The organism is Streptomyces sp. NPDC050147, from assembly GCF_040660195.1.
Classification (GTDB): domain Bacteria; phylum Actinomycetota; class Actinomycetes; order Streptomycetales; family Streptomycetaceae; genus Streptomyces.
In genome coordinates this window covers 399,771-425,504 of sequence record NZ_JBFALJ010000002.1, presented here as the reverse complement: position 1 = coordinate 425,504, position 25,734 = coordinate 399,771, and the positions used below count along the sequence as shown (strand labels likewise).

Genomic DNA, 25,734 nt, shown 5'->3' with positions numbered 1-25,734 from the left:
TGTCAGGTCCGTTATCGGACCGACACCTGAGCGGGCGCAGTAATCCCCCAAGCTCTCGACTTCGCTCGAGCAGGGGGGACCCCCAAGCCCGGTACGTGCCACGATGTGAGCCGCGACAGACGGAGGAGCCGGTGACGGCAGCAGGAAGGCGGGCCATGGGCACCGAGGCGGGGAGCACGGAGACGGAAGCGGGTGCGTCCCCGGCCGCGGAGACCGGCGCGGCAGCGGCAGTCGGCCGCACCGCACGCGTGCCCAAGTACTACCGCCTGAAGCGGCACTTGCTCGACATGACGGAGACGCTGCCGCCCGGCACCCCGGTCCCTCCGGAGCGCACGCTGGCCGCCGAGTTCGACACCTCACGCACGACGGTGCGCCAGGCCCTGCAGGAGCTGGTCGTCGAGGGCCGTCTGGAGCGGATCCAGGGCAAGGGCACCTTCGTGGCCAAGCCCAAGGTCTCCCAGGCGCTCCAACTCACCTCGTACACCGAGGACATGCGGGCCCAGGGCCTCGAACCCACCTCGCAGCTCCTGGACATCGGCTACATCACCGCCGACGACACCCTCGCCGGGCTCCTGGACATCAGCACGGGCGGCCGGGTGCTGCGGATCGAGCGGCTCAGACTCGCCAACGGCGAGGCGATGGCCATCGAGACGACGCACCTCTCGGCCAAGCGCTTCCCGGCCCTGCGCCGCTCCCTGGTGAAGTACACCTCGCTCTACACCGCACTCGCCGAGGTGTACGACGTGCACCTCGCGGAGGCCGAGGAGACCATCGAGACCTCGCTCGCCACCCCGCGCGAGGCGGGCCTGCTCGGCACGGACGTGGGCCTGCCCATGCTGCTCCTGTCGCGGCACTCTCTGGACGGCGGCGGCCAGCCGGTGGAGTGGGTCCGCTCGGTGTACCGCGGCGACCGCTACAAGTTCGTGGCCCGCCTCAAGCGCCCCACGGACTGACCCACTCCCCTCGAAGGACTCTTCCGGGGTCTGGCGCAGATCACCGTGCTGCTCTACGTTCCTCCCGTCATCGCATGATGAACGGGAGGACGACTCGGTGCGCACAGCGAATCCCCGATCCATCGTCATCTGGACCCTCGTGGCGCTGGTGGGCGCCGCGGGCTGGACCGTGCTTGCGCTCTCACGCGACGAGGAGGTGTCGGCGGCCTGGATGGTGGCCGCGGCCCTCGGCTCGTACGCGATCGCCTATCGCTTCTACTCCAAGTTCATCGTCAACCGCGTCCTGAAGGTCGACAAGAAGCGGGCCACCCCGGCCGAACGCCTGGACAACGGCATCGACTTCCACCCGACCGACCGCCGCGTCCTGCTCGGCCACCACTTCGCGGCGATCGCGGGCGCGGGGCCGCTGGTGGGCCCCGTACTGGCCGCTCAGATGGGCTACTTGCCGGGCACCATCTGGATCGTCGTCGGGGTGATCTTCGCGGGCGCCGTGCAGGACATGGTCGTCCTCTTCTTCTCCACCCGGCGCGACGGCAAGTCGCTCGGCCAGATGGCGCGCGAGGAGATCGGTCCGTTCGGCGGGGCCGCCGCGCTGCTCGCCGCGTTCGCCATCATGATCATCCTGCTCGGGGTGCTCGCGCTCGTCATCGTCAACGCGCTCGCGGACTCGCCGTGGGGCACCTTCTCCATCGCGATGACCATTCCGATCGCGCTCTTCATGGGCTTCTACCTGCGGATCCTGCGACCCGGCCGGGTCAGCGAGGTCTCCCTCATCGGGATCACACTGCTCCTGATCGCGCTCGTCGCCGGGCGCTGGGTCGCCGAGTCGTCCCTCGCCGAGACGTTCACGCTTGCGCCGTCGACGCTGGTCATCTGGCTGGTGGCGTACGGATTCATCGCCTCGATCCTGCCGGTGTGGATGCTGCTCGCGCCGCGCGACTACCTCTCCACGTTCATGAAGATCGGCACGATCCTGCTGCTCGCGCTCGGCGTCGTCATCACGCTGCCGACGCTGAAGATGGACCCGGTGACCGACTTCGCCTCGCGCGGCGACGGGCCCGTCTTCGCGGGATCGCTCTTCCCGTTCGTCTTCATCACCATCGCCTGCGGGGCCCTGTCCGGCTTCCACGCGCTGATCGCCTCGGGCACGACGCCGAAGATGGTCCAGAAGGAGACGCAGATCCGGATGATCGGCTACGGCTCCATGCTGATGGAGTCGTCCGTCGCGGTCATGGCGCTCATCGCGGCGAGCGTCATCGACCCGGGTCTCTACTTCGCGATGAACGCGCCCGCGGGCGTCATCGGGGACAACGTCCAGGCCGCCAGCCAGGCCGTCGCGAACTTCGGGTACTCCATCTCCCCCGAGGACCTCGCGCAGGCCGCCAAGAACGTCGAGGAGTCCTCGCTGCTCTCGCGCACCGGCGGCGCGCCCACACTCGCGGTCGGTGTCTCCGAGATCTTCTCGAAGGTCACCGGCGGCTCCATGAAGGCGTTCTGGTACCACTTCGCGATCATGTTTGAGGCGCTCTTCATCCTGACCGCGCTCGACGCGGGCACGCGCGTGGGCCGCTTCATGCTGCAGGACATGCTCGGGAACGTCTACAAGCCCTTCAAGAGGGTCAGCTGGAAGCCCGGGCTCATCATCACGAGCGCGGTCGTCACCGGCCTGTGGGGCTACTTCCTGTGGGTGGGCGTGCACGAGCCGCTCGGCGGGATCAACCAGCTCTTCCCGATCTTCGGCATCTCCAACCAGCTCCTCGCCGCGGTCGCCCTCGCCGTCTGCACGACGCTTCTGGTGAAGTCTGGACGCCTCAAGTGGGCCTGGATCACCGGGGTCCCGCTCGTCTGGGACGCGACGGTGACGCTCACCGCGAGCTGGCAGAAGGTGTTCTCCAGCGACCCGCGCGTGGGCTTCTTCAAGCAGCGCTCGATCTACCAGGACGCGATCGACGACGGAAAGATCCTGCCGCCCGCCAAGTCCATGGAGGACATGCACACCGTCGTCACCAACTCCACGGTGGACGGCGTCCTTTCGGCCACGCTCGCCCTGCTCATCGTCGTCGTGATCGCGGACGCGGCCCGGGTCTGCGTGAAGCACGTCCGCGACCCTCAGTCGTCGAAGCTGAGCGAGGCCGAGTACGTCGAGTCGAAGCTGACCGCGCCGGCCGGGCTCATCGCGACCCAGGAGGAGAAGGCCGAACTGGCGGCGGCGAAGTCGAAGGCCTCCGATGACGCGCAGGTCCCGTCATGACCTGGGTGCTGCGCGGCCTGCGCTGGGTGCGGTGGTACGCACGGGAGTTGACCGACGAGTCCGCATACGACCGCTATGTGGAGCACACGCGCAAGACGCATCCCGGGGCATCCGTCCCCTCCCGGAGGGAGTTCGAGCGAATGCGGACGGACCGACAGGAGTCCGACCCCAGGCAGGGGTTCCGCTGCTGCTGAGCCGCTGCTGATCCCCAGCTCAGCGGGCACATCGACGCGTCCGGAATCCGGACAGGGGTTCCATAGATCAATACTCTCGCTTAGATTTCCCGCACGTTAAAGGTGGGATGAGCGAGGGAGCGGAGCCGCGAAGTGTCAGATGCGCCTGAAGTGAGCAGACCGGTGGTCACGCCGGTCCGCGTGATCATTGCCCTCTGTCTCGTCGCGCCGTTCGTGGCGATGCTCTGGGTGAGCTCCTACGCGAAGATCGATCCGACCTTCAACGGCATCCCGTTCTTCTACTGGTACCAGATGCTGTGGGTGCTCATATCCACGCTTCTCACCATGATCGCCTACAAGCTGTGGCAGCGTGACCAGCGCGCCCGCAAGGCCGAGCAGGCCCAGGGGGGTGCGACCCGATGAACGAGCTCGCAGCGGACACGGGCGGCGTCAACGGCATCGCCCTCGCCGTCTTCATCTTCTTCTTCGCCGCCGTCACGGCGATGGGCTTCCTGGCCGCGCGCTGGCGCAAGGCCGAGACCGAGAGCCTGGACGAATGGGGCCTGGGCGGACGGTCGTTCGGCACCTGGGTCACGTGGTTCCTGCTCGGCGGCGACCTCTACACGGCGTACACCTTCGTGGCCGTCCCCGCGGCGGTCTACGCGGCGGGCGCGGCCGGCTTCTTCGCGGTGCCGTACACGATCCTCGTCTACCCGCTGATCTTCACCTTCCTGCCGCGTCTGTGGTCCGTGTCGCACAAGCACGGCTACGTGACCACCTCGGACTTCGTGCGCGGGCGCTTCGGCTCGAAGGGCCTCTCGCTGGCCGTCGCGGTCACCGGCATCCTCGCCACGATGCCGTACATCGCGCTCCAGTTGGTCGGCATCCAGGCCGTGCTCGACGTCATGGGCATCGGCGGCGGTCCCGACACGAACTGGTTCATCAAGGACCTGCCGCTCCTGATCGCGTTCGCGGTGCTCGCCGCGTACACGTACTCGTCGGGTCTGCGCGCCCCCGCGCTGATCGCGTTCGTGAAGGACGGCCTGATCTACCTCGTCATCGCCGTGGCGATCATCTACATCCCGATCAAGCTCGGCGGCTTCGACGAGATCTTCCAGGCGGCGAACGAGAAGTTCTCGTCGGCGAACGAGGCGGCGGGCAAGCCCGTCGCGGGCCTGGCGCCGGGCCACACAGGGCAGTGGACCTACGCCACCCTCGCGCTCGGCTCCGCGCTCGCGCTGTTCATGTACCCCCACTCGATCACGGCGACGCTCTCCTCCAAGAGCCGCAACGTGATCCGCCGCAACACCACGATCCTGCCGCTCTACTCCCTGATGCTGGGCCTGCTCGCGCTGCTCGGCTTCATGGCGATCGCGGCCGGGATCAAGGTGGAGAACGGACAGCTGGCGATCCCGCAGCTGTTCGAGACCATGTTCCCCGACTGGTTCACGGGCGTCGCGTTCGCGGCGATCGGCATCGGCGCGCTCGTCCCGGCCGCCATCATGTCCATCGCCGCCGCCAACCTCTTCACGAGGAACATCTACAAGGACTTCATCAAGCCGGACGCGACACCCGCGCAGGAGACCAAGGTCTCCAAGCTGGTCTCGCTCCTGGTGAAGGTGGGTGCGCTCGCCTTCGTCCTCACCATGGACAAGACCGTCGCGATCAACTTCCAGCTCCTGGGCGGCATCTGGATCCTGCAGACCATGCCCGCACTGGTCGGCGGCCTGTTCACACGGTGGTTCCACCGCTGGGCGCTGCTCGCGGGCTGGGCGGTCGGCATGGTCTACGGAACGGCCGCCGCGTACGGGGTCGCCTCGCCTACGCAGAAGCACTTCGGTGGCTCGTCCGACGAGATCCCGGGCATCGGCGAGATCGGCTACATCGGCCTCACGGCGTTCGTCCTGAACGTGGTGGTCACCGTGGTCATGACCTTCGTCCTGCGTGCCATGAAGGCCCCTGACGGCATCGACGAGACGTCTCCCGGCGACTACACGGCGGACGCGGGCGACCCCGGCGTCGTGGAGGAGCTGCCGCCGGCCACGGTGGGAGCGCCGGGCGGGCACTGAGGTTCTTTCACACGTACGTGACGCGGGCCGCCGGAGGAACCGATCCGGCGGCCCGTCGTCGTGCGTGCGGCCCTACGAGACCTTGTAGAGCTCCGTACGGACCCGCTGGGCGGCCTGGGCCGCGAAGGAGATCGTCAGGTCCTTGTCGGGGCCCGCGTCCACCAGGACGAGCACGTCACCGACCCGAACCTCGGCTCTGTAGTACGGAGTTCCGCCGTCGTACTCGTCGCCGCCTTCGGTCCGCGTGGCCTCCAGGATCGCCTCGTCGCCGATGCCCGGCAGCTCCTCGAACACGTGGTGCTCCACGACCGGGGCCGCCTCGGTGTCGACGGTGACCGCGGGGCACGCCTTGTGGAGCTGCCGGCGCAGGGTCACGTGACGCTCGGCCTGCCCTGCCCGCATCGAGACCAGGCTCTGGGTGACGAAGGGGTCCCCTTCGTCGGCGATCGCCCCGGGGAAGGGGCTGATCAGGTGCTCTGCGCGTGTCCCCCGCATCTCGAACAGCTCCGTGCTCGCCTTCGCGCCGGGAGCGCAGGCGCCCCAGTCACCGCCCCCGTAGGGCTGTTCGTAGATCCCTGTGGTGGCATCGCGCGCCTGCGCCTTCGGGCCGACCGCCTTCGCCGGAAGCAGCGCCGCCTTCAACTCGGCGCCCGTGAAGACCTTGCCGGGGTCGATGTCGCCGTCCACCCCGGGCGCCGTGCTCGGCTTCGGGGGCCGCGCGGGCTTCGTCTCCGCCTTCTCGCCACCCTCCCCGCACCCGGTGAGCAGCAACAGCAACACCGCGGCAACGCCCGCGCCCCGCCCTCGCACGCCGTCTCCCCCTGGTCGCCCATCAGTTCGGCGCCACCCTAGGGGATACGCACGCCGACACAAGATGTGGGGCTGACTCCCAGAGCCAACACAAGATGTATGCTCGTGCTCGCTGTCGCCGCAGGGGAATCCGGTGCAAGTCCGGAACTGTCCCGCAACGGTGTATGAGTACGCATTTGTCGTGCTCGCAAGTCCGAAGACCTGTCGACAGCGCGCCCGTTCCGACCGGTACGGGCGCCAACGACGTCCGGGCCTCGTGGAATGGGCTGGTGGACGCGGAGCGCAGCCCTGCCCAGGGGCGGCCCCCGTGTGTCACTCACCCCTCCTCCCCAAGGCCCTGAGCCGAGCGAGGGAGTGCTCCACGTGACCATCGCGCCAGCCGAACCTGCGTCAGCGCAGACCACCGACGAGTCGCGGACCGCCGACGGCCCAGGAACCGCGCTGCTGCGTACCCTGACCGATCTCACCGCCGACCTCCAGGGCGCCGACCCCGGCCGGGTCGCCGCGGCCGCACTGCGCGGCCGGTCGGCCAAGGGGGCCTCGGAGATCACGGCGGAGCTGCGGGAACTGGCGACCGAGGCGGCCGCCGGGCTCATCTCCGAGGACCCGACCTACTCGCAGCTGGCGGCCAGGCTCCTCAGCCTCAGCATCCGCGACGAGGCCGCGTCGCAGGGCGTGCGCAGCTTCTCCGACTCGGTCGCCGTCGGGCACCGCGAGGGCCTGATCGCGGACCGCACCGCCGCGTTCGTCGTCGACCACGCGGAGCGCCTCGACGGTCTCGTGGACGCCGCCCTTGAGGACGGCGCCGACTTCCGCTTCGGCTACTTCGGCCTGCGCACCCTGCACAGCCGCTACCTGCTGCGCCACCCGATCACCCGGCACGTCATCGAGACCCCGCAGCACTTCATGCTGCGCGTCGCGAGCGGCCTCGCCGAAGACGGCTCCGCACGCTCGGTGGACGAAGTCGCCGCCCTGTACCGCCTGATGAGCCGCCTGGACTACCTGCCGTCCTCGCCGACGCTCTTCAACTCCGGCACGCGGCACCCGCAGATGTCCTCCTGCTATCTCCTCGACTCCCCGCTGGACGAGCTGGACTCCATCTACGACCGCTACCACCAGGTCGCGCGCCTCTCCAAGCACGCGGGCGGCATCGGTCTCTCCTACTCCCGCATCCGCGCCCGCGGTTCGCTGATCCGCGGAACGAACGGCCACTCCAACGGCATCGTGCCGTTCCTGAAGACCCTGGACGCCTCTGTGGCCGCCGTGAACCAGGGCGGGCGGCGCAAGGGCGCCGCCGCGGTCTACCTGGAGACGTGGCACTCGGACATCGAGGAGTTCCTGGAGCTGCGCGACAACACGGGTGAGGACGCGCGCCGCACGCACAACCTCAACCTCGCGCACTGGATCCCGGACGAGTTCATGCGCCGGGTCGCCGCCGACCAGGACTGGTCGCTGTTCTCGCCGGCCGACGTGCCGGAACTGGTCGACCTGTGGGGCGACGCGTTCGACGCCGCCTACCGCAAGGCCGAGGCCGCCGGGCTCGCCCGCAAGACCATCCCGGCCCGCGACCTCTACGGCCGCATGATGCGCACCCTGGCGCAGACCGGCAACGGCTGGATGACCTTCAAGGACGCCGCCAACCGCACCGCCAACCAGACGGCGGAGCCGGGCCACACCGTCCACTCCTCCAACCTCTGCACGGAGATCCTGGAGGTCACGGACGACGGCGAGACGGCCGTCTGCAATCTGGGTTCGGTGAACCTCGGCGCGTTCGTGGACACGGCCGCCGGTGACATCGACTGGGAGCGGCTCGACGAGACCGTCCGCACGGCCGTCACCTTCCTCGACCGCGTCGTCGACATCAACTTCTACCCGACCGAGCAGGCCGGGAAGTCGAACGCCCGCTGGCGTCCGGTGGGCCTGGGCGCCATGGGGCTCCAGGACGTCTTCTTCCAGCTGAAGCTCCCCTTCGACTCCCCCGAGGCGCGCGCCCTCTCGACGCGTATCGCCGAGCGGATCATGCTCGCCGCGTACGAGGCCTCCGCCGACCTCGCCGAGCGCAACGGCCCGCTGCCCGCCTGGGAGAAGACCCGCACCGCGCGCGGCGTCCTGCACCCGGATCACTACGACGTCGACCTGACGTGGCCGGAGCGCTGGGCCGCGCTGCGCGCACGTATCGCCGCGACCGGCATGCGCAACTCGCTGCTGCTCGCCATCGCGCCGACCGCCACGATCGCGTCCATCGCGGGCGTGTACGAGTGCATCGAGCCGCAGGTCTCCAACCTCTTCAAGCGCGAGACGCTGAGTGGTGAATTCCTCCAGGTCAACGCCTACCTGGTGGAGGAGCTGAAACGGCTCGGCGTCTGGGACGCGAAGACCCGCGAGGCGCTGCGCGAGGCCAACGGCTCGGTGCAGGGCTTCAGCTGGATCCCGGCAGAGGTGCGCGAGCTCTACCGCACCGCCTGGGAGATCCCGCAGCGCGGCCTGATCGACATGGCCGCCGCGCGCACGCCGTTCCTGGACCAGGCGCAGTCCCTGAACCTGTTCCTGGAGACGCCGACCATCGGCAAGCTCTCCTCGATGTACGCGTACGCCTGGCAGCAGGGCCTGAAGACCACGTACTACCTGCGTTCACGCCCGGCGACCCGCATCGCCCGCGCGGCGGCCGGCAAGAGCGCCGAACCCGAACCCGTACCCGTACCCGCCCAGGTCACGGCCGAAGAAGCCGTCGCCTGCTCCCTGGAAAACCCCGAGTCCTGCGAGGCCTGTCAGTAATGAGCTCCACGACCAACAGCGAGAAGAACCTCCTCGACCCGGGCTTCGAGCTGACCCTGCGCCCCATGCGCTACCCGGACTTCTACGAGCGCTACCGGGACGCGATCAAGAACACCTGGACCGTCGAGGAGGTCGACCTCCACTCCGACGTCACCGACCTCGCCAAGCTCTCGCCCGGCGAGCAGCACATGATCGGCCGTCTGGTCGCGTTCTTCGCCACCGGTGACTCGATCGTCTCCAACAACCTCGTGCTCACGCTCTACAAGCACATCAACTCCCCCGAAGCACGGCTCTACCTGAGCCGTCAGCTCTTCGAGGAGGCCGTGCACGTCCAGTTCTATCTGACGCTGCTCGACACCTATCTGCCCGATCCCGAGGACCGCGCCGCGGCCTTCGACGCGGTCGAGGAGATCCCCTCCATCCGCGAGAAGGCCGAGTTCTGCTTCCGGTGGATGGACTCCGTCGAGAAGATGGACCGCCTGGAGAGCAAGGACGACCGCCGCCGGTTCCTGCTGAACCTGATCTGCTTCGCCGCGTGCATCGAGGGGCTCTTCTTCTACGGCGCCTTCGCGTACGTCTACTGGTTCCGCTCGCGCGGTCTGCTGCACGGCCTGGCCACCGGCACCAACTGGGTGTTCCGTGACGAGACGATGCACATGAGCTTCGCCTTCGACGTCGTCGACACCGTCCGCAAGGAGGAGCCCGAGCTCTTCGACGACGCGCTGCGGACGCAGGTCACGGACATGCTCAAGGAGGCCGTCGAGGCCGAGCTGCAGTTCGCGCGCGACCTGTGCGGTGAGGGCCTGCCCGGCATGAACACCGACTCCATGCGCGAGTACCTGCAGTGCGTCGCCGACCAGCGGCTCCAGCGGCTCGGCTTCGCGCCCGTCTACGGCTCGTCAAACCCGTTCTCGTTCATGGAGCTCCAGGGCGTCCAGGAGCTGACCAACTTCTTCGAGCGGCGGCCTTCGGCCTACCAGGTCGCGGTCGAGGGTTCGGTCTCCTTCGACGACGAGTTCTAGTACGTCCGATGGCCGTGAGCCGCGTGGGGCGCGTGCCGCCTCGCGCAGCTCACGGTCGATCCGGCGCTCGTGGACGAACCCGACGAGTGAGGGTGCGGCCAGCAGGAGGAAGACGGTCAGGACGGTCGCGTATCCGAGGAATGCGTTCATGTCCTCACTGTCCTGCGCGTCGCACCTGAGCGTCAGTGGCAGGACTGCCACACACCATCGACTTACTGCCAGTCCTGCGGCACACTTGCGGACATGCTGAAGACCGGCGCTTTGAGGAACGTGGCCGCCGTACTGCTCGACGGTGTGAACCCCTTCGAGCTCGGCGTCGTCTGCGAGGTGTTCGGCCTCGACCGGAGCGACGCGGGCCTTCCCGTGTACGACTTCGCGGTGGTCGCCGCGGAGGACGGGCCCCTGGGCAATCACGCGGGGTTCTCGGTCACCACTCCGTACGGCCTGGACCGGCTCGAAGAGGCCGATCTCATCACCGTCCCGGCCGGCCGGTCGTTCGTGGACCGCGCCTACCCCGAGGAACTGCTCGCCGCCCTGCGCCGCGCGGTGGACCGCGGGGCCCGCGTCCTGTCCGTCTGCTCCGGCGTCTTCGTGCTCGGCGCGGCGGGGCTCCTCGACGGGCGCCGCTGCGCCGTGCACTGGCAGCACGCCACGGAGCTCGCGGTGCGCTACCCACGCGCCCGGGTCGAACCCGACGTCCTGTACGTGGACGAGGGCCCCGTCATCACATCGGCGGGCACCGCCGCCGGGATCGACGCCTGCCTGCACATCGTGCGCCAGGCGCACGGCACCGAAGTCGCCAACGCCATCGCCCGGCGCATGGTCGTACCGCCCCATCGCGACGGCGGCCAGGCCCAGTTCGTGACGCGCCCGCTGCCCCGCACGCAGTGCGACACCGTGGGCGGAGTGCTCGCCTGGATGGAGCGCCATCTGGACGCGGACGACATCACCGTCGACCGGCTCGCCGAGCGCGCGCACATGTCGCCGCGCACCTTCGCGCGCCGCTTCCAGCAGGAGACCGGCACCACGCCCTACCGCTGGCTCCTGCGCCAACGCGTGCTCCTGGCGCAGGAGTTGCTCGAGGGCTCGGACGAGACGGTGGACGCCATCGCCGGGCGTGCCGGTTTCGGCAACGCCGCGGCGATGCGCCACCAGTTCCTGCGGGCGCTCGGCACCACGCCGAACGCCTACCGCCGTACCTTCCGCGGACCGGCCGTCAGCGCCTCAGCGCCCGCAGAACGAGCCTCTTCGGCTGTAGCGTGATGCCGATCTTCGTGTCGGCGTCGGTCTCCTCGACCGGCGTCAGGTGCCACTTGGGCGCCACCGTCGCCAGGATGATGGCGAGTTCGGCCAGGCTGAAATGGTCGCCCGGGCACTTGCGGTTGCCGGTGCCGAACGGCATCATCGCGAACTCCGGTATCTCACTCGCGCGTTCCGGGTTCCAGCGGTCCGGGTCGAACTCCAGGTGCTGCTCGAAGGAACGCGGATCGCGCTGCATCGCGTACACGCTGTAGACGATGTCGGCACCGGCCGGAATGCGGTAGCCGCCCAGGATGGTTTCCCCCACCGACCTGCGGGTGAAAATCCAGGCGGCCGGTTGTATACGCATGGCCTCGGTGACGACATTCCGGGTGTGCGGCAGGTCCCCGAGGTCGGCGAATGTGATCTCCCGGTCCGGCGCGACGGAATTTACTTCTTCAACCAATCGCCTTTCCTGTTCGGGGTGTTCGGCCAGCAGGTGGAAGGTCCACGCCAGGGTCGCCGCGATATTCTCGGCGCCCGCCACGACAAGGGAGATCACATGGTCGTGAACCTCCTGATCGCTGAGCGGCTCCCCTGATTCATCGCGGGCTCGCAGCATTTCGGCCAACAGGTCGTCCTGCTCTCCGTCCGCCGCCCTGCCTTCGGCGATGATCTCGTCGACCAGTGCGTGCAGTTCGGCGAGCGCGCTCTGGAAGCGGCGGTTTCCCTGGGTCGGCACGCGGTACAGCGGCCCGACCGAGAGCACCATCCTGCGGTAGAGCCCCTCGAAGACGGTGTGCAGCGATGCAGCGATGCGGTCCGCCTTCTCACTGATCGCGTCGACTTCAAGGAGCGAGCGGGAGACGACCCGTACGGCGGTGCGGAACATTTCCGCGTTGATGTCGATCGTGTCGCCCGACCGCCAGCGGGCGGCCGTCATGCGGGCCTCCTCCTCCATCACCTTGGCGTAGTCGGCGATCCGCTCACGCCTGAACGAGGGCTGCATCATGCGCCGTTGACGCCGGTGCAGCTTGCCGTTGCTGGTCGCCACACCCTTGCCGAGCAACACTTCCAGGGTGTCCCAGAGGGGCCCTCCGACGATGTAGTCGGGGCTCCTGAGCATCTGCCCGACCAACTCCGGGTCACAGACCGCGTACGCCGTCTTGGGGCCCAGCCTGATGCGTACGAGATCGCCGTGGTCCCGTAGCGCGGCGAGGAAGCCGAGCGGGTCGCGGACCAGGTTCCAGGCGTGGCCGATGAGCGGGGCGCCGCCGCTGACGAGCGGTGGCGTAATTGTCGCGGATATCGCGGATTCGACGCTCATTCCTCACCCACCAATTCAGTTTCGGCCAAGTCGCCCGATCCCGCGTCGCTCACGTACGGGGGAATGGACCTGTCGTCCCAGCTGTCCACCCGATAGCGACCGGATTCGTGATGGAACCAGTACACGGAAGAGAACCAGTTCCGCATATTGGCGATGCATGATTCCACCGCGTCCGAGAGTTCCTTTCCGCGCACGCTTCCGTCGGCCAATTGCCCGGCGAGATGGAGCACTTCCTGTTCTGCCACCAGGAACTCCGTCACGCATCGGGCCACCCGTCGGTGGACTTCCTCCACTGCTTCTTCGAGGGAAAGCCCTTCGTGCTGGATCAGGCTGATCCCGAGATTGTGCAGTTCGTCTCCCGCGAGTTCTTTGGGGAGCGAGCACAGGTCGTTGTACCAGGCGGAGAAATCCTGCGTGGCGAGCGCCGCCCGCCGGTATGCGGGATGCTTCCGCACCGCCGGCGGCAGCTCCTGTCGCGCCGTCGGTTCGAGCAGGTCGATCCACGTCCAGTGCGCGAACGTCAGCCTGCGCAGTTCGATGTAGGCCTCGACCGTCGGGACGGTTCCGGTTCTGCGGTTTCTGAACTCCAGGTCGTACGCCTCGATCACACTGTGGAAATGCCGGGCGAACCGGGCGTTCCAGCTGGCCCCGAGGTGCGAGTACAGCCGCAGGACGCAGTCCGCGAACCCCGCAACCAGGGGGTCGCGGTGGCGCAGTTGCTGCCGGGGCGCCCGGAGCGCCTCGTGGAGCCCGCGGCACAGCCGGCGCCACTGCGCCGCCCTGCCGTGCACCGAGTCGCGGTCGTGCCGGTCGTCCCACGCGAAGAACCAACTGCTGAGGTCGGCTATCGCGCTGAGCAACTCATCGGGCGCGCCAATGTAGTAGCCGGCCACCAGATCCGTGTAGCACAGGCCGTCCGCGTACCGCTCGACCTTGTCCGGGGGCATGAGGCGCATTTCGCGCAGCCAAGTCCTGGACTTCTCCTGGAGCTGCGGCCAATACGGGTGCAGTTGCCGAGGAAACCCTGACTCGATCACCGGAAGCGCCAACGCCGGTGGTACGGATACCGCCGGCACCTGTGTCTGGGTAGGGAAAGTGCTGTGTGAATATGCAGGCACGGACAAGCCCCTCTCAGCCGCGTGAGGACGCACGCCCCTCCCGCCGTGCCGGGCGCGCGCCGTTGTGTATCCCCGCGCTTTCCATTCAGCACCACAACTGACCGTTCAGGGAACAGATTTGCGCCATTCACTACCCCCCAGTGCCGAAAAAATCCCCGTACGTGACTGATTAAGGATCACCATGAGCCTGATTTGATCGCACAGCTGACCGGTCCGGGACGGTTCATGCGAACGGCCCCTGGACGGGAGGGAGTTCCCGACCAGGGGCCGCAGGTGGCTCGCGGTGCGCGCGAGTCCGGAGTCGACTAGGCGTTCGGCACGACGGGGTAGCGCGGGGTGCCCTCTTCCATCTGCCGCAGCGCGTCCTTGCGGTCGCGCTTGGAGAGGCGGTCGATGTAGAGGTAGCCGTACAGGTGGTCCGTCTCGTGCTGGAGGCAGCGGGAGAAGTACCCGGTGCCCCGCACCTTGATCGGGTTGCCCTTCTCGTCCTGCCCGGTCACCTCGGCGTAGTCCGGGCGGGCCAGCTCCGCGTAGGCCGTGGGCACGGAGAGGCAGCCTTCGTTCGAGTCGTCCAGGCGGCGCTGGTCCGCGGGGAGGTCACGCACGACGGGGTTGCAGACCACGCCGACGTGCCGCCTGCCCTCGTCGTCCATGCAGTCGTACACGAAGACCTTCAGGTCGACGCCGATCTGGTTGGCGGCCAGGCCCACGCCCTCGGCGGTCCGCTGGCTGGCGAACATGTCGGCGACGAGCTGCTCGAGATCGGCGTCGAAGGCGGTGACGTCCTTGCACTCCTTGTGCAGCACCGGGTTGCCGACGACCGTGATGGGCCGGGACGTGCCGCGCTCGCGGTAGGCCGTCTCCCGCTCCTCGCAGTCCTCCGTGTCGATGACGAAGCCCTCGTCGTCTACGGGGAGGACCCCGCCCGAGGCCTGCTGCTCAGTGTCCTGCGCCATTGTCCGACGTACGCCTTCCTGGGAACCCACAAGAGATAGTGCCGGTACAGCCTACGGCCAGGAGTCAGCAGACCTCTTCCAGATCCCGCCAGTCGCGGGAGTCCGGGCTGTCCGCGACCCAGCCGTCGAGCAGCCCGCGCACCAGGGCGGCGGGCGCCGCGATGCCGCACTCCCGCTCGGGCACCCACAGGGCGCCGGGGCTGCGGTGGCCGAGCGGCCCGGGGTGACCCGGCTCGCTGTGGTCGTGCGGGTCCAGGTGCTCGCCGTCGCCCTCGTCGCTCGGCATGCGGCTCTCGGAGCACATCCGGCACAGCAGCCGTACGGACGACGACCAGTCCTCGGCGGCGAAGCCCGCGTCCGCGGCGAGCTTCTCCAGGGCGTCCCGGTCGTCCTCGGTGGCGGCCTCGAGGAGCACCACCCAGGTCGGGACGGGTGAGGGAGCCCACAGCTCGATCTCGTCGAAGACGGGATACGAGTCCCCTCCTCCCGTCGTCCGCTCGCCGTGCGGAACGCCGTCGTGCAGCACGACCTCGCCCCAGCGGCGCCCGGAGGAGGGCAGCGGGATGGAGAGCACCTCGATGCGGGCGGGGTCGAGCCTGCGCCCCCACACGACCTCGGCCTCACCCTCGGGCGAGAGCCGCACGGCGGCGCTGCCCAGGTCCATGCCGGTCGGCTCACCGGAGGCGGCCACCCCGCCGGGCACCTTCAGGCCGTACGCCTGCCAGGCCCGCCGGGCCAGGGGCCAGTCCTGCAGTGCCGTGGCGGCGATCCCCACGTTCCACCAGTCGGGGGCGCCCGCCGACCGGTCGAGCAGCGCCACGGCCCGCAGTCCCGCGGCCCGCGCCTGCTCCCAGTCGTGCCGGAACTTGTGGAGCAGCGCGAGGTTGAACCAGGACTCCGAGAGCCAAGGCTCCAGATCCGCCGCGCGCGTAAGGAGCGCGCCCGCGTCCTCGTACCGCCCGTCGCCGATCAGCGTGAAGGCGCGGTCGGTGGCCTGCCGCCATGAGGCGGAGGGCCGGTGCCGTCCCTTGCCGAAGATCCTCACGATTCCCGCCTGCCGATACTTAAGTTCCTGTGTTCCGCTGTGCCCGAGGGCCCTCTTCGCATCCAACCACGTACGGTCGGACGGCCGCTCATTACCCATGGGTTACCCAACCGGCGGCAAGCTATGACCGCCCCGCGAAAGCACCCGGGCCAGGGCTTCCACCACTTCGGGCTGGTAGTCGCGGCCGGTGCCGAGGCGCAGCCGCTCCAGAGCGTTGAGAGGCCCTCCGGGACCTTCTCCCCTGGCCATCTCGTCGTACGCGTTGGCGGCTCGCACGATACGGGCGGTGAGCGGCTGGTCGCGGTACGGGTCCGCCTGTCGCTCCACGACCACGGCGACGTCGCCGTTCACCCCCGTCTGACGCACGACGGCGCCCCCGAGCAGGGCGATCCGCCGCTGTTCCGCGTCCGGCAGGGCGGCGGTGGCGCCCGCGGGCACGGGGTCGACGAGGGAGAGCTGCCCGATGTCGTGCATCAGCGCCGCGTGCTCGAGGACGGCGAGGTCCGGGGCGGAAAGCCCCAGCTCACGCCCTACGGCCCGGCTGAGCGCGGCCACGCGGCGGGCGTGGCCCTGCGGGGTGTACCCGGCGATCTCGGTGGACCGGGCGAGCGAGGTGATGGTCTGCCGATAAGTGGTCCGCACCGCCGCGTACCGCCCGAACGACAGCTGGGTCAGAAGCAGCGGCAGGCTGAACACCGGCAGCGCCCAGAGCCCCGCCACGGCGACCGCGAGCGCGATGACGGCCCCTGTCGCGCACACGGCGGACCCGATGCCGAGCATGGCCCGCAGCTCATCCCTCAGGATCGGCCCGAAGGGCATGGGGGCACCTCCCATGCCCTTCGGGCCATGGGGGACGGTACGGGCGTGCGCCATGGCCGCGGCGAGCACGGCGTCGCAGAGGGCGGTCAGGACGATCAGCGCGACGATGACGGCAGCGAAGGCGGGCCCCTGGCCCACCCACTCCTCCAACTTGCCCGCGTTGTAGAGCGGCTGGAAGCAGGCGGCGGCGAACCCCACGGTGAGGACGCGCCGGGCCACGTGGTCGAGGGCGGGCCCCTTGCCGAGCGCCACATGGGGCACGGCCCCGACGAGCGCGGCCGCGACGACGACGGCGATCACCTGGAGGACGCCGTGGTGCGTGTGCCGCCCCCCGACCTCCCCGAGCAGCGCGTACGCGAGCGCCCCCGCGGCTCCGAGCGGCGCGGGCTCCCGGTCGCTCCCGCCCGCGCCCCAGCGGGCCAGCTCCCCCACGGCGACGAGCCCTCCGAAGGCGAGCGCGATCCCCCCTTCGGTGATGCCGTGCCAGAGGGTCGAGCCGAGGGCGACGAGGGTGAGCAACCCGGCGGCTCCGTAGACAACCGTTAGGGGCAGGCGTTCCACACGGGCGCTCACCGCGCTCCCGCCCCCGGGGCCGCGGGAACACCGGAAGGACCGTGCCGGGGGCCGGGCACCTCGGCGGTGTCCGAGGTGACCACCGGGTGCCACCCGTGCCGGTCGAGCGCCCGCCGCAACGCGGCGACCATCGCGGGGTCGAACTGTGACCCCGCGCACCGGGACAGCTCGGCCACAGCCGCAGCGACAGGGCGGCCCCGCCGATAGGACCGCGTGGACGTCATCGCGTCGAACGCGTCCGCGACCGCCACCACCCGCGCGAACTCGGGAATCTGCCGCCCGACGAGCCCGTAGGGATATCCGCTCCCGTCGATCCGTTCGTGGTGGTGGAGGATCGCCGCCCGCGCCTCCCCGAGGAAGCCGATCCCGCGCACCATCTCGTGCCCGTACTCGGGATGCAGCTCGATGACCCGCCGCTCCTCAGGGGTCAGCGGCCCGTCCTTGCGCAGCAGCCGGGTCGGTACGCCGAGTTTGCCGACGTCGTGCAGGATTCCGGCGAACCGCAGGCTCTCCACCCGCTCGTCCGCCATCCCCAGCTCCCGCGCGATCATCACGGAGGCCCGCCCCACGCGCTCGCTGTGCCCCCGGGTGTAACGGTCCTTGATGTCGACGGCCTGCACGAGCGCCCGGATGGTGGCCTGGTGGGCGGCGCGCTCGCGGTGGTACTGCGCGAAGACCCAGCAGGAGACCCCCATCGGGAGCAGTACGAGGAGCGCGGCGAGCGGCCCGTACGGACTGCGCCACAGCACCGCCATCATCAGTCCGGCGAGGCCGTGCACGGCGACCGGCGCGAACGACCGCAGGAAGAGCCCCCGCCACGCGGCCCGCGCGGGCGCCCGCTCCGCGGTGGCGAGGATGCCGCCGTCCAGGACGGTCAGAACGACGGAGAAAGCCAGGACGGCCGCTCCCGCGGGCACGAGCGCGTACGGAAAGTCGGCCGCGGCCACGGTCTCGCGTCCGCCGAGCGCGCCGTGCGTCCACGCCGACACCCAGGCGGTGAGGGCGAGTTGGGCGGCACGCCAGAGCCTGCGCACCCACCGGGGGCGCCGCTCGACGCGAGCGAGCAGCGCACCCGGCACCGCCACGAGCGCGGCGGCCGCCGGGGGCAGCAGGAAGACGGCGGCCAGCAGCACGGGGAAGAAGGTGCCGAGGCCGTTGGCCGGGGCGCCGGCACGGCGGCCGATGACCCGGCAGCGCGTGAGCTGCTCGCACCCGGCGTAGAGCGCGGCGAGCAGCGCGAGCGCGGCCCACTGCGTGCGCGAGGTCAGCGCGGGCACGGCACAGGCGACGGCGGCCAGGGCGGCGCACAGGATGTAGGCGCGCGCCCATGGAGCGATGGACCGCATGGCTGCGCCTCCTCCCCCGTGACCGTCCCCAGTGCCCCGTGACCGTCCCCAGGGACCACGTTCCAAGGTCCGGAGACTAGAACGACTGCCACCCACTCCGAGCCCCGCACGCGGAAATTGGCACGTACGAGTGACAAGTGAGCAGAAAAAAGCAGGCCGTGACGGTCTCCCGTCACGACCTGCTCATGCTCAACTACCGGAGGCTCAGGCCTCCTTGGCCCGCAGACTCTTGGCGGACACGCTTCCCTCGGCGGTCACCGTCTCCACCGTCACGTCGTGCTCGGGCACTGCCTCGCCCGAGCGGATCAGGTCGATGCGTCCCATGACCTTGGCGCGCAGGTCGGTCGGCACGTCGTCCTGGCCGCAGCAGCGCTTCACCAGCTTCTTGACCGCCTGCTCAAGGCCGTACTTCTCCAGGCACGGAGAGCACTCCTCGAAGTGCGTCTCGAACTTGGTGCAGTCGCTGTCCGGCATCTCACGGTCCAGGAACTCGTACAGATGGTCCAGGACTTCACTGCAATCCGTCTCGTGCGGCTCTCCGCAGCTCATGAGCCTGAGCCTTTCGCTTCGTTCGACGACTCTGACGCGGCTCCGGCGGGGACGAGGCCACGGTCACGGGCGTAGTCCTCGAGCATGCCGCGAAGCTGGCGACGACCGCGGTGCAGCCGGGACATCACCGTACCGATGGGTGTCCCCATAATGTCCGCGATCTCCTTGTACGCAAAGCCCTCTACGTCGGCCAGATAGACGGCGATGCGGAATTCCTCGGGGATCGCCTGCAGCGCCGACTTCACGTCGGAATCCGGCAGGTGATCGAGCGCCTGCGACTCGGCCGAGCGCAGACCGGTGGACATGTGCGACTCGGCACGCGCGAGCTGCCAGTCCTCGATCTCCTCGGCGGCGCTGCGCTGCGGCTCGCGCTGCTTCTTGCGGTACGAGTTGATGAACGTGTTGGTGAGGATGCGATACAGCCACGCCTTGAGGTTGGTGCCCTCACGGAACTGGTGGAACGACGCGTACGCCTTGGCGTAGGTCTCCTGCACCAGGTCCTCCGCGTCCGCCGGGTTGCGCGTCATGCGCAGCGCCGCCGAGTACATCTGGTCGAGGAAGCCCAAGGCGTCCCGCTCGAAGCGCGCCGTGCGCTCCGCCGACGTCTCTGCGCTTCCGTCGGGTCGCTCCGCCTGGCCTTGCTCGGCCCCTGCGTCGGTCCCAGTGACCGGACCCACCTCCTCCAAAGACGTGGTGAGACCGAAAGCAGTCCCACTCGAATCGGAGGATAGACGACGATCCGGTCCCGCCGCCGCCCGAATAGGAGCGGTCTTGGGCGCGCTCAGCACCGTCCATTCCAGGTCACGGGTGCTGGAGCGGGCCGGGCAGGTGGTCGAACCCATGCGGCGGACTTCCTCTCGTACCAACAGCGTTTGGCTTCTGTTCGGCACAACAGAGGTCACGCACCCAACATTCCCGTCCACCTGATGACGCCATCCGTGATGCGCGTCATGGCCTCGTCCTCGGTGATGTCCGCGCGTTTCGGGATCGCGAAGCCGTGGTCGCCGTAGGGGACCTCGACCAGTTCGTACGGTCCTTCGGGGAACTCCGCGGGCTTCCCGAAGGGGTCGTTCCCGCCCTGTACGACGAGGGTCGGCACCCCGGCGCCCAGCAGTTCCTCCGCGCGGGACTTCTCCGGCTTGCCCGGCGGGTGCAGCGGGAAGCTGAGGGCGAGGACGGCGGCTGCGCCCAGTTCGGCCGCCGTACGGCACGCCACTCGGGCCCCGGCGCTGCGTCCGCCCGCGATCACCGGGAGGCCCGGCTTCGCGAGCGCGGGCCACAGGCCGCGCCACCCCACGTCCAGCGTCTTCGGCGCGGGCGCCAGCTTCTTGCCCGCGACGCGCCAGGGCTGCTCCACCAGGGCGACGGTGACGCCGTGCGCGGGCAGCGCCGCGGCGATGGCCTTGAGGTCGCGGGCCTCGATGCCGCCGCCTGCGCCGTGGCTGAGGGCCAGGATCAGGCGTGCCTCGGCCTTCGGGGCGGGGTGCCAGGTGATGCGTGCGTCACCCGCGTCGGTCGATGCGATCTCACTCTTGGCTGCGATCTCACTCTTGGTCACGTCAGAAGAGTGTGCCTTCCTCGGGTCCCTCCAGCTCCTTCAGCAGCTCCGGGCCGTTGTTGCGTACGTTGCTGACCGCCGTCGACACCGGGTAGGCCCGCATCAGGCCGTGCGGTGGCGGCTCCAGGAGCGGGCGCAGGTCCTCGACGTCCGTGCGTGACGGGTCGAGCCAGGCGTCCCAGCGGTCCGGCGTCAGCATCAGGGGCATCCGCGGGTGGATGTCGGCCAGCGTGCGCGGGCCTTCCTCGGGGGCGACCGCGAGGGGCGAGGTCTCCGCCTCCGTGGTGATCACCGTGCAGGTCACCCACCAGGCGAGGGGGTGCTCGTCGGGCAGCGTCCTGTCGCGCCAGAACTCGTAGAGCCCCGCCATCGCGAAGACCGAGCCGTCGGCGGGCGTCACGAAGTACGGCTGCTTGCGGGGGCGCTTCTTCTTGCCCTCGACCTCCAGCTCGCGCTCTCCGGAGCCGGTGACCCACTCGTAATAGCCGTCGGCCGGGATGACGCAGCGGCGGGAAGTGAAGGCCCGGCGGTACGAGGGCTTCTCGTGGACCGTCTCCGCGCGGGCGTTGATCATCCGGGCGCCGCCCTCGGGCGTCTTGGACCAGGACGGCACGAGTCCCCACTTGAGCGTGCGCAGCTGGCGAACCGGGGCGGGGTCTTCCGCGTCTTTCACTGGACGGTCCAGGACCGCGTAGACCTCCTTGGTCGGAGCCACGTTGAAATCGGGTGCGAGGCCCTCCTCGGGCTCCCACTTCTCGATCTCAAAGATTCCTGCGAGATCCTCGGGCCTACGACTCGATGCATACCGTCCGCACATACGTGCCAGACTGCCAGACCCCGTACGTCAGAAGGAGCCGGTCCGAGCAATGCAGAGCACCGCGAACGCCAGCCTGACCGACCTCTGGGACCGGGTCTTCGGCACGCAGGCCGCCCCCGACGAGTGGCTGGTGATCGCCACCGGCCTCGTCGCGCTCGCCGTCGTCGTCCCGCACGGCGTCTGGCGCATAGCCCGCAACGCCATCACCATCGCGCACGAGGGCGGCCACGGCCTGGTCGCCCTGCTCACCGGCCGCCGCCTCGACGGCATCCGGCTGCACTCCGACACCAGCGGCCTCACCGTCTCCCGCGGCAAGCCCACCGGCCTCGGCATGATCCTCACGGCCGCCTCGGGCTACACCGCGCCGCCTCTGCTCGGCCTCGGCGGCGCCGCGCTGCTCGCCGCCGGTCACATCACGGCGTTCCTGTGGCTCGCGACGGCGTTGCTCCTCGTGATGCTGGTCATGATCCGCAACGCGTACGGCGCCCTCACGATGATCGTCACAGGCGGCGCCTTCCTGCTCGTCTCCTGGCTGACCAGCTCGCAGGTGCAGGCGGCGTTCGCGTACGCGGTGGTGTGGTTCCTGCTCCTGGGAGGCGTACGTCCCGCCTTCGAGCTGCAGTCCAAGCGCAGGCGCGGCGGCGCGGGAGACTCGGACGCGGATCAGTTGTCCCGGCTCACGCACGTGCCCGCCGGGATGTGGCTCTTCCTCTTCCACGCCGTCTCACTGTGCTCGCTGATAGGCGGCGGTCGCTGGCTGCTCGGCCTCTGAGCAGCGACGAGTTGCCTCAGCTCTCTGCCACTAAAGTGGGGGCATGACCGCAAACCCAGCGCACAGCACCCTCTGGCCAGCCCCGCACGCGAGCGGAGCCGTCGCCGCGACGGTCCATGTACCCGGGTCCAAATCGGTCACCAACCGCGGCCTCGTCCTCGCCGCCCTCGCCGCCGAGCCCGGCTGGCTGCGCCGGCCGCTGCGCTCCCGCGACACCCTGCTGATGGCGGGCGCCCTGCGCGCCCTCGGCGTCGGCATCGAGGAAGGCGTGGGCCCGGACGGCTCCGGCGAGGCCTGGCGGGTCATCCCCGCCGGCCTGCACGGCCCCGCCACGGTCGACGTGGGCAACGCGGGCACGGTCATGCGCTTCCTGCCCCCCGTCGCCGCCCTCGCCGACGGCGCGATCCGCTTCGACGGCGACCCCCGTTCGTACGAGCGGCCCCTGAACGGCGTGATCGACGCCCTGCGCGCGCTCGGCGCCCGCATCGACGACGACAGCCGCGGCGCGCTGCCGCTGACCGTGCACGGCGGCGGCGCACTCGACGGTGGTCCGGTCGAGATCGACGCCTCCTCGTCCTCCCAGTTCGTCAGCGCCCTGCTGCTCTCGGGCCCGCGCTTCAACCAGGGCGTCGAGGTGCGCCACACCGGCTCCGCCCTGCCCTCCATGCCGCACATCCGGATGACCGTCGACATGCTCCGCGCGGTCGGCGCCCAGGTGGACACCCCGGAGTCGGGCGGCGAGCCGAACGTGTGGCGGGTCACCCCCGGCGCCCTGCTCGGCCGTGATCTGACCGTCGAGCCCGACCTCTCCAACGCCCAGCCGTTCCTGGCGGCCGCCCTGGTCACCGGTGGCCGCGTGATCGTCCCTGACTGGCCCGCGCACACCACGCAGCCCGGCGACAAGCTGCGGGAGATCTTCACCGAGATGGGCGGTTCCTGCGAACTGACCGAGCAGGGGCTCGTGTTCACCGGCTCCGGCTCGATCCACGGCATCGACGTGGACCTGAGCGAGGTCGGCGAGCTCACCCCCGGCATCGCGGCCGTCGCGGCCCTCGCCGACTCCCCCTCGACCCTGCGCGGCGTCGCCCATCTGCGGCTGCACGAGACGGACCGCCTCGCGGCCCTCACCAAGGAGATCAACGAACTCGGCGGCGACGTCACCGAGACCGCCGACGGCCTGCACATCCGTCCGCGCCGCCTGCACGGCGGGGTCTTCCACACGTACGACGACCACCGCATGGCCACGGCGGGCGCCATCATCGGCCTGGTGGTGGAGGGCGTGCAGATCGAGAACGTCGCGACGACGGCGAAGACGCTGCCCGACTTCCCCGACCTCTGGACCGGAATGCTCGGGAACTGACGGGCGGATCCAGAACATGCGCCGCTACGGAAAGAACCCCGACGAGGACGACATCCGCGTCCGCCCCAACCGCAAGGGCAACCGCCCGCGCACGCACATCAGGCCCAAGCACGAGGACGCGTCCGACGGCATGGTCCTCACCGTCGACCGGGGCCGCCTGACCGTCCTGGTCGACGACCGGATCGTCATGGCCATGAAGGCGCGCGAGCTGGGACGCAAGGCCGCCGTGGTGGGCGACCGCGTCTCGCTCGTCGGTGATCTCTCCGGCAAGAAGGACACCCTCGCGCGCATCGTGCGCATCGAGCCGCGTACGTCGGTCCTGCGGCGTACGGCCGACGACGACGACCCGTACGAGCGGGTGGTCGTCGCCAACGCCGACCAGTTGGCCATCGTCACGGCCCTCGCCGATCCTGAGCCGCGTACGCGCTTGATCGACCGCTGCATCGTGGCGGCGTACGACGGCGGTCTCACCCCGCTCCTCGTCCTGACCAAGTCCGACCTGGCGTCCGCCGACAAGATTCTGGAGACCTACTCCACGCTCGACATGCCCTACGTCGTCACCAGCCGCGAGGAGTTCACCGACGGCGCGGAGCTGGCCCGGGTGCGCGAGGTGCTCGACGGCAAGGTCACCGCGTTCGTCGGCCACTCCGGTGTGGGCAAGACGACGCTGGTGAACGCCCTGGTCCCCGAGGACCTGCGGCGCAGCACCGGACACGTCAACGCCGTCACGGGCCGCGGCCGCCACACCACCACCTCGGCGCTCGCGCTCCCCCTGGCGGGCTCACCCGGCGGATGGCTGGTCGACACGCCCGGCGTGCGCTCCTTCGGCCTGCATCACGTCGACCCGTCCCGCGTCATCCTCGCCTTCCCCGACCTGGTGCCGGGGACGGAGGAGTGTCCGCGCGCGTGCAGCCACGACGAGCCGGACTGCGCGCTCGACGCGTGGGTGGAGGTGGGGCACGCGGATCCCGCGCGTCTCTACTCGCTGCGCAGGCTCCTCGCGACCCGTGAGCGACGCGACGACGACTGACCTGTCCATTGTTTGCGCCCCGGGCACAGCGGCAAAGGCATAATCGCACCAAGCCTGATCCCAGGCGGACGAGGCGGTCACCGAACGTACGGATGCGGGAGGCAGAAACATGGCGTGGCTGCTGGTCATCGTCGCGGGGTTCCTGGAGACCGGGTTCGCGGTCTGCCTCAAGCTCTCGCACGGCTTCACCCGGCTCTGGCCGACGATCACTTTCGCGGCCTTCGCCCTGGGCAGCTTCGGCCTGCTCACGCTCGCGCTGCGCAAGCTCGACGTGGGCCCGGCGTACGCGGTCTGGACGGGCATCGGCGCCGCGGGCACCGCGATCTACGGAATGATCTTCCTCGGTGACGTCGTCTCCACGCTCAAGCTCGTGTCGATCTCGCTGGTGATCGTCGGTGTCATCGGCCTGCAGCTGTCGGGCTCCGCGCACTGATCCTGCGACTGAGCGGCGTCCTCAGGCGTTGATCCAGCGCCCGAGGGTCCCGCGCACGAGTTCCACGGGGTCCTCATCCGCCGGCGAGGGCGCGACGACGTACGACAGCGCCATCCGCACGGCACTCTCACAGGCCATCGCGAGCTCTTCCGTGTCCTTCGGCCGCGCCCGGCCGTTCAGCGCGTTCACCGCCTTGTCCCGTACGAGGGCGAGCAGTTCGGCGGGCGAGGGGACGCCCGCGTCCGCGCGCCGCTGTGCCGGTACGGGCGAGGAGGAGATTCCGGGCCTGGTCGGTGCGGGCAGCCGTTCGCTCCAGCAGCCGGTGAGCATGGCCCGGGCCAGTGCGTTCCCGCGGGCGGCGGCGATCGTCCACGCGCTCACGGCGGTGAGCCGGTCCACCGGACCGCCCTCCACGGCCAACGCGCGCTCCACGCCGTGCAGATACGCGTCGGTCTCGCGCCGGAGCAGGGCGCGCGCCAGGCCGTCCTTGCTGCCGAACTCGTTGTAGAGGGTCTGCCGGGACACCCCGGCGGTGGCCGCGACGTCGACCATGCGGACGCCCGGCCACGGTCGGCGGGCGAGCGCCGTGTTGGCCGCGTCCAGTAGGGATTCCCGTGCTGCGGGCATCGTCGCCTCCCGGGGCCGAAGCGGCTCTGCGGCCAGAGTTGACGCGCTCGGAAGCGGTGTCAATAGCCCCGGCGCGACCTGGCACGGTATGCGTCATGTCCCGGAATGGCCC

24 protein-coding genes and 1 riboswitch are annotated in these 25,734 nt (G+C 69.8%); of the genes, 12 read left to right on the top strand and 12 right to left on the bottom strand.

The window, feature by feature from the left end:
- Window positions 1–155 precede the first annotated feature (155 nt).
- The 5 genes from AB0I94_RS05575 to mctP all read left to right on the top strand — a co-directional run bounded on the left by AB0I94_RS05575 (window position 156) and on the right by mctP (window position 5,446).
- On the top strand, window positions 156–953 hold the full coding sequence (locus AB0I94_RS05575) for a GntR family transcriptional regulator (protein ID WP_363308306.1): 798 nt from the start codon (window positions 156–158) through the stop codon (window positions 951–953).
- 97 nt (window positions 954–1,050) lie between these two features.
- Window positions 1,051–3,204 carry a carbon starvation CstA family protein gene (locus AB0I94_RS05570; RefSeq protein ID WP_363308106.1) on the top strand — a complete coding sequence of 718 codons (2,154 nt, stop codon included), beginning with the start codon at window positions 1,051–1,053 and terminating at the stop codon, window positions 3,202–3,204.
- The gene (locus AB0I94_RS05565; RefSeq protein ID WP_363308105.1) at window positions 3,201–3,398 is read left to right on the top strand and encodes a YbdD/YjiX family protein; all 198 of its coding nucleotides are present in this window, start codon (window positions 3,201–3,203) and stop codon (window positions 3,396–3,398) included. The genes AB0I94_RS05570 and AB0I94_RS05565 overlap by 4 nt, the downstream gene beginning before the upstream one ends.
- A gap of 132 nt (window positions 3,399–3,530) precedes the next feature.
- Window positions 3,531–3,800, top strand: a complete 270-nt coding sequence (locus tag AB0I94_RS05560; protein ID WP_363308104.1) for a DUF3311 domain-containing protein — start codon at window positions 3,531–3,533, stop codon at window positions 3,798–3,800.
- The gene (gene mctP / locus AB0I94_RS05555; protein ID WP_363308103.1) at window positions 3,797–5,446 is read left to right on the top strand and encodes a monocarboxylate uptake permease MctP; all 1,650 of its coding nucleotides are present in this window, start codon (window positions 3,797–3,799) and stop codon (window positions 5,444–5,446) included. The genes AB0I94_RS05560 and mctP overlap by 4 nt, the downstream gene beginning before the upstream one ends.
- Before the next feature lie 72 nt (window positions 5,447–5,518).
- Here the strand turns inward: mctP and AB0I94_RS05550 are convergent, their stop codons facing one another.
- Window positions 5,519–6,256: a hypothetical protein gene (locus tag AB0I94_RS05550; RefSeq protein WP_363308102.1), complete on the bottom strand. Its 738-nt coding sequence runs from the start codon at window positions 6,254–6,256 to the stop codon at window positions 5,519–5,521.
- 124 nt (window positions 6,257–6,380) lie between these two features.
- A riboswitch (cobalamin riboswitch) is annotated at window positions 6,381–6,458 on the top strand.
- Between the two features lie 161 nt (window positions 6,459–6,619).
- Between AB0I94_RS05550 and AB0I94_RS05545 the strand changes: the two genes are divergently transcribed.
- The 3 genes from AB0I94_RS05545 (at window position 6,620) to AB0I94_RS05535 (ending at window position 11,316) form a co-directional block, all read left to right on the top strand.
- Window positions 6,620–9,031, top strand: coding sequence for a ribonucleoside-diphosphate reductase subunit alpha (locus AB0I94_RS05545; protein ID WP_363308100.1), 2,412 nt, complete (start codon window positions 6,620–6,622; stop codon window positions 9,029–9,031).
- Window positions 9,031–10,053: a ribonucleotide-diphosphate reductase subunit beta gene (locus AB0I94_RS05540; protein WP_363308099.1), complete on the top strand. Its 1,023-nt coding sequence runs from the start codon at window positions 9,031–9,033 to the stop codon at window positions 10,051–10,053. Before AB0I94_RS05545 ends, AB0I94_RS05540 begins: the two co-directional genes overlap by 1 nt.
- Window positions 10,054–10,296: 243 nt before the next feature.
- Window positions 10,297–11,316: a helix-turn-helix domain-containing protein gene (locus tag AB0I94_RS05535; RefSeq protein ID WP_363308098.1), complete on the top strand. Its 1,020-nt coding sequence runs from the start codon at window positions 10,297–10,299 to the stop codon at window positions 11,314–11,316.
- Here AB0I94_RS05535 and AB0I94_RS05530 read toward each other — a convergent pair.
- The 10 genes from AB0I94_RS05530 to AB0I94_RS05485 form a co-directional block, all read right to left on the bottom strand.
- Complete coding sequence (locus AB0I94_RS05530; RefSeq protein ID WP_363308097.1) at window positions 11,270–12,619, bottom strand: cytochrome P450; 1,350 nt, start codon at window positions 12,617–12,619, stop codon at window positions 11,270–11,272. The genes AB0I94_RS05535 and AB0I94_RS05530 overlap by 47 nt on opposite strands.
- Entirely contained in the window at window positions 12,616–13,737 is a 1,122-nt protein-coding gene (cyc1, locus tag AB0I94_RS05525; RefSeq protein WP_363308305.1) for an epi-isozizaene synthase, read from the bottom strand. Before cyc1 ends, AB0I94_RS05530 begins: the two co-directional genes overlap by 4 nt.
- Before the next feature lie 305 nt (window positions 13,738–14,042).
- Window positions 14,043–14,693, bottom strand: a complete 651-nt coding sequence (gene def / locus AB0I94_RS05520) for a peptide deformylase (protein ID WP_363308096.1) — start codon at window positions 14,691–14,693, stop codon at window positions 14,043–14,045.
- 64 nt (window positions 14,694–14,757) lie between these two features.
- Window positions 14,758–15,738, bottom strand: a complete 981-nt coding sequence (locus tag AB0I94_RS05515) for a hypothetical protein (RefSeq protein ID WP_363308095.1) — start codon at window positions 15,736–15,738, stop codon at window positions 14,758–14,760.
- A 102-nt stretch (window positions 15,739–15,840) separates the two neighbouring features.
- Window positions 15,841–17,109: an HD domain-containing protein gene (locus AB0I94_RS05510; protein WP_363308304.1), complete on the bottom strand. Its 1,269-nt coding sequence runs from the start codon at window positions 17,107–17,109 to the stop codon at window positions 15,841–15,843.
- A gap of 17 nt (window positions 17,110–17,126) precedes the next feature.
- The gene (locus AB0I94_RS05505) at window positions 17,127–18,476 is read right to left on the bottom strand and encodes an HD-GYP domain-containing protein (RefSeq protein ID WP_363308094.1); all 1,350 of its coding nucleotides are present in this window, start codon (window positions 18,474–18,476) and stop codon (window positions 17,127–17,129) included.
- A gap of 204 nt (window positions 18,477–18,680) precedes the next feature.
- Complete coding sequence (rsrA, locus tag AB0I94_RS05500) at window positions 18,681–19,025, bottom strand: mycothiol system anti-sigma-R factor (protein ID WP_363308093.1); 345 nt, start codon at window positions 19,023–19,025, stop codon at window positions 18,681–18,683.
- Complete coding sequence (locus AB0I94_RS05495) at window positions 19,022–19,702, bottom strand: sigma-70 family RNA polymerase sigma factor (protein WP_361181605.1); 681 nt, start codon at window positions 19,700–19,702, stop codon at window positions 19,022–19,024. Before AB0I94_RS05495 ends, rsrA begins: the two co-directional genes overlap by 4 nt.
- Before the next feature lie 221 nt (window positions 19,703–19,923).
- Window positions 19,924–20,583 (bottom strand): alpha/beta family hydrolase, encoded by a 660-nt coding sequence (locus AB0I94_RS05490; protein ID WP_363308092.1) that lies wholly within the window; start codon window positions 20,581–20,583, stop codon window positions 19,924–19,926.
- Between the two features lies 1 nt (window position 20,584).
- The gene (locus AB0I94_RS05485; protein ID WP_363308091.1) at window positions 20,585–21,400 is read right to left on the bottom strand and encodes an SOS response-associated peptidase; all 816 of its coding nucleotides are present in this window, start codon (window positions 21,398–21,400) and stop codon (window positions 20,585–20,587) included.
- A gap of 49 nt (window positions 21,401–21,449) precedes the next feature.
- Here AB0I94_RS05485 and AB0I94_RS05480 point away from each other — a divergent pair, with 49 nt between their 5' ends.
- The 4 genes from AB0I94_RS05480 (at window position 21,450) to AB0I94_RS05465 (ending at window position 24,995) form a co-directional block, all read left to right on the top strand.
- Window positions 21,450–22,172: a M50 family metallopeptidase gene (locus tag AB0I94_RS05480; RefSeq protein ID WP_363308090.1), complete on the top strand. Its 723-nt coding sequence runs from the start codon at window positions 21,450–21,452 to the stop codon at window positions 22,170–22,172.
- Between the two features lie 43 nt (window positions 22,173–22,215).
- Entirely contained in the window at window positions 22,216–23,532 is a 1,317-nt protein-coding gene (aroA, locus tag AB0I94_RS05475) for a 3-phosphoshikimate 1-carboxyvinyltransferase (RefSeq protein ID WP_363308089.1), read from the top strand.
- Window positions 23,533–23,548: 16 nt separating this feature from the next.
- On the top strand, window positions 23,549–24,562 hold the full coding sequence (rsgA, locus tag AB0I94_RS05470) for a ribosome small subunit-dependent GTPase A (protein WP_363308088.1): 1,014 nt from the start codon (window positions 23,549–23,551) through the stop codon (window positions 24,560–24,562).
- Between the two features lie 109 nt (window positions 24,563–24,671).
- Complete coding sequence (locus AB0I94_RS05465) at window positions 24,672–24,995, top strand: multidrug efflux SMR transporter (RefSeq protein WP_160507132.1); 324 nt, start codon at window positions 24,672–24,674, stop codon at window positions 24,993–24,995.
- A 21-nt stretch (window positions 24,996–25,016) separates the two neighbouring features.
- Here the strand turns inward: AB0I94_RS05465 and AB0I94_RS05460 are convergent, their stop codons facing one another.
- On the bottom strand, window positions 25,017–25,622 hold the full coding sequence (locus AB0I94_RS05460) for a TetR/AcrR family transcriptional regulator (protein ID WP_363308087.1): 606 nt from the start codon (window positions 25,620–25,622) through the stop codon (window positions 25,017–25,019).
- Window positions 25,623–25,734: the final 112 nt, after the last annotated feature.

Bases quoted from the DNA above. Each gene is read 5' to 3' on its own strand.
- AB0I94_RS05505 (WP_363308094.1), bottom strand. From the start codon at position 18,476: ATGCGGTCCATCGCTCCATGGGCGCGCGCCTACATCCTGTGCGCCGCC.
- AB0I94_RS05535 (WP_363308098.1), top strand. From the start codon at position 10,297: ATGCTGAAGACCGGCGCTTTGAGGAACGTGGCCGCCGTACTGCTCGAC.
- AB0I94_RS05530 (WP_363308097.1), bottom strand. From the start codon at position 12,619: ATGAGCGTCGAATCCGCGATATCCGCGACAATTACGCCACCGCTCGTC.
- AB0I94_RS05460 (WP_363308087.1), bottom strand. From the start codon at position 25,622: ATGCCCGCAGCACGGGAATCCCTACTGGACGCGGCCAACACGGCGCTC.
- AB0I94_RS05540 (WP_363308099.1), top strand. From the start codon at position 9,031: ATGAGCTCCACGACCAACAGCGAGAAGAACCTCCTCGACCCGGGCTTC.
- AB0I94_RS05485 (WP_363308091.1), bottom strand. From the start codon at position 21,400: ATGTGCGGACGGTATGCATCGAGTCGTAGGCCCGAGGATCTCGCAGGA.
- AB0I94_RS05565 (WP_363308105.1), top strand. From the start codon at position 3,201: ATGACCTGGGTGCTGCGCGGCCTGCGCTGGGTGCGGTGGTACGCACGG.
- rsgA (WP_363308088.1), top strand. From the start codon at position 23,549: ATGCGCCGCTACGGAAAGAACCCCGACGAGGACGACATCCGCGTCCGC.
- AB0I94_RS05465 (WP_160507132.1), top strand. From the start codon at position 24,672: ATGGCGTGGCTGCTGGTCATCGTCGCGGGGTTCCTGGAGACCGGGTTC.
- AB0I94_RS05575 (WP_363308306.1), top strand. From the start codon at position 156: ATGGGCACCGAGGCGGGGAGCACGGAGACGGAAGCGGGTGCGTCCCCG.
- aroA (WP_363308089.1), top strand. From the start codon at position 22,216: ATGACCGCAAACCCAGCGCACAGCACCCTCTGGCCAGCCCCGCACGCG.
- mctP (WP_363308103.1), top strand. From the start codon at position 3,797: ATGAACGAGCTCGCAGCGGACACGGGCGGCGTCAACGGCATCGCCCTC.
- rsrA (WP_363308093.1), bottom strand. From the start codon at position 19,025: ATGAGCTGCGGAGAGCCGCACGAGACGGATTGCAGTGAAGTCCTGGAC.
- AB0I94_RS05480 (WP_363308090.1), top strand. From the start codon at position 21,450: ATGCAGAGCACCGCGAACGCCAGCCTGACCGACCTCTGGGACCGGGTC.
- def (WP_363308096.1), bottom strand. From the start codon at position 14,693: ATGGCGCAGGACACTGAGCAGCAGGCCTCGGGCGGGGTCCTCCCCGTA.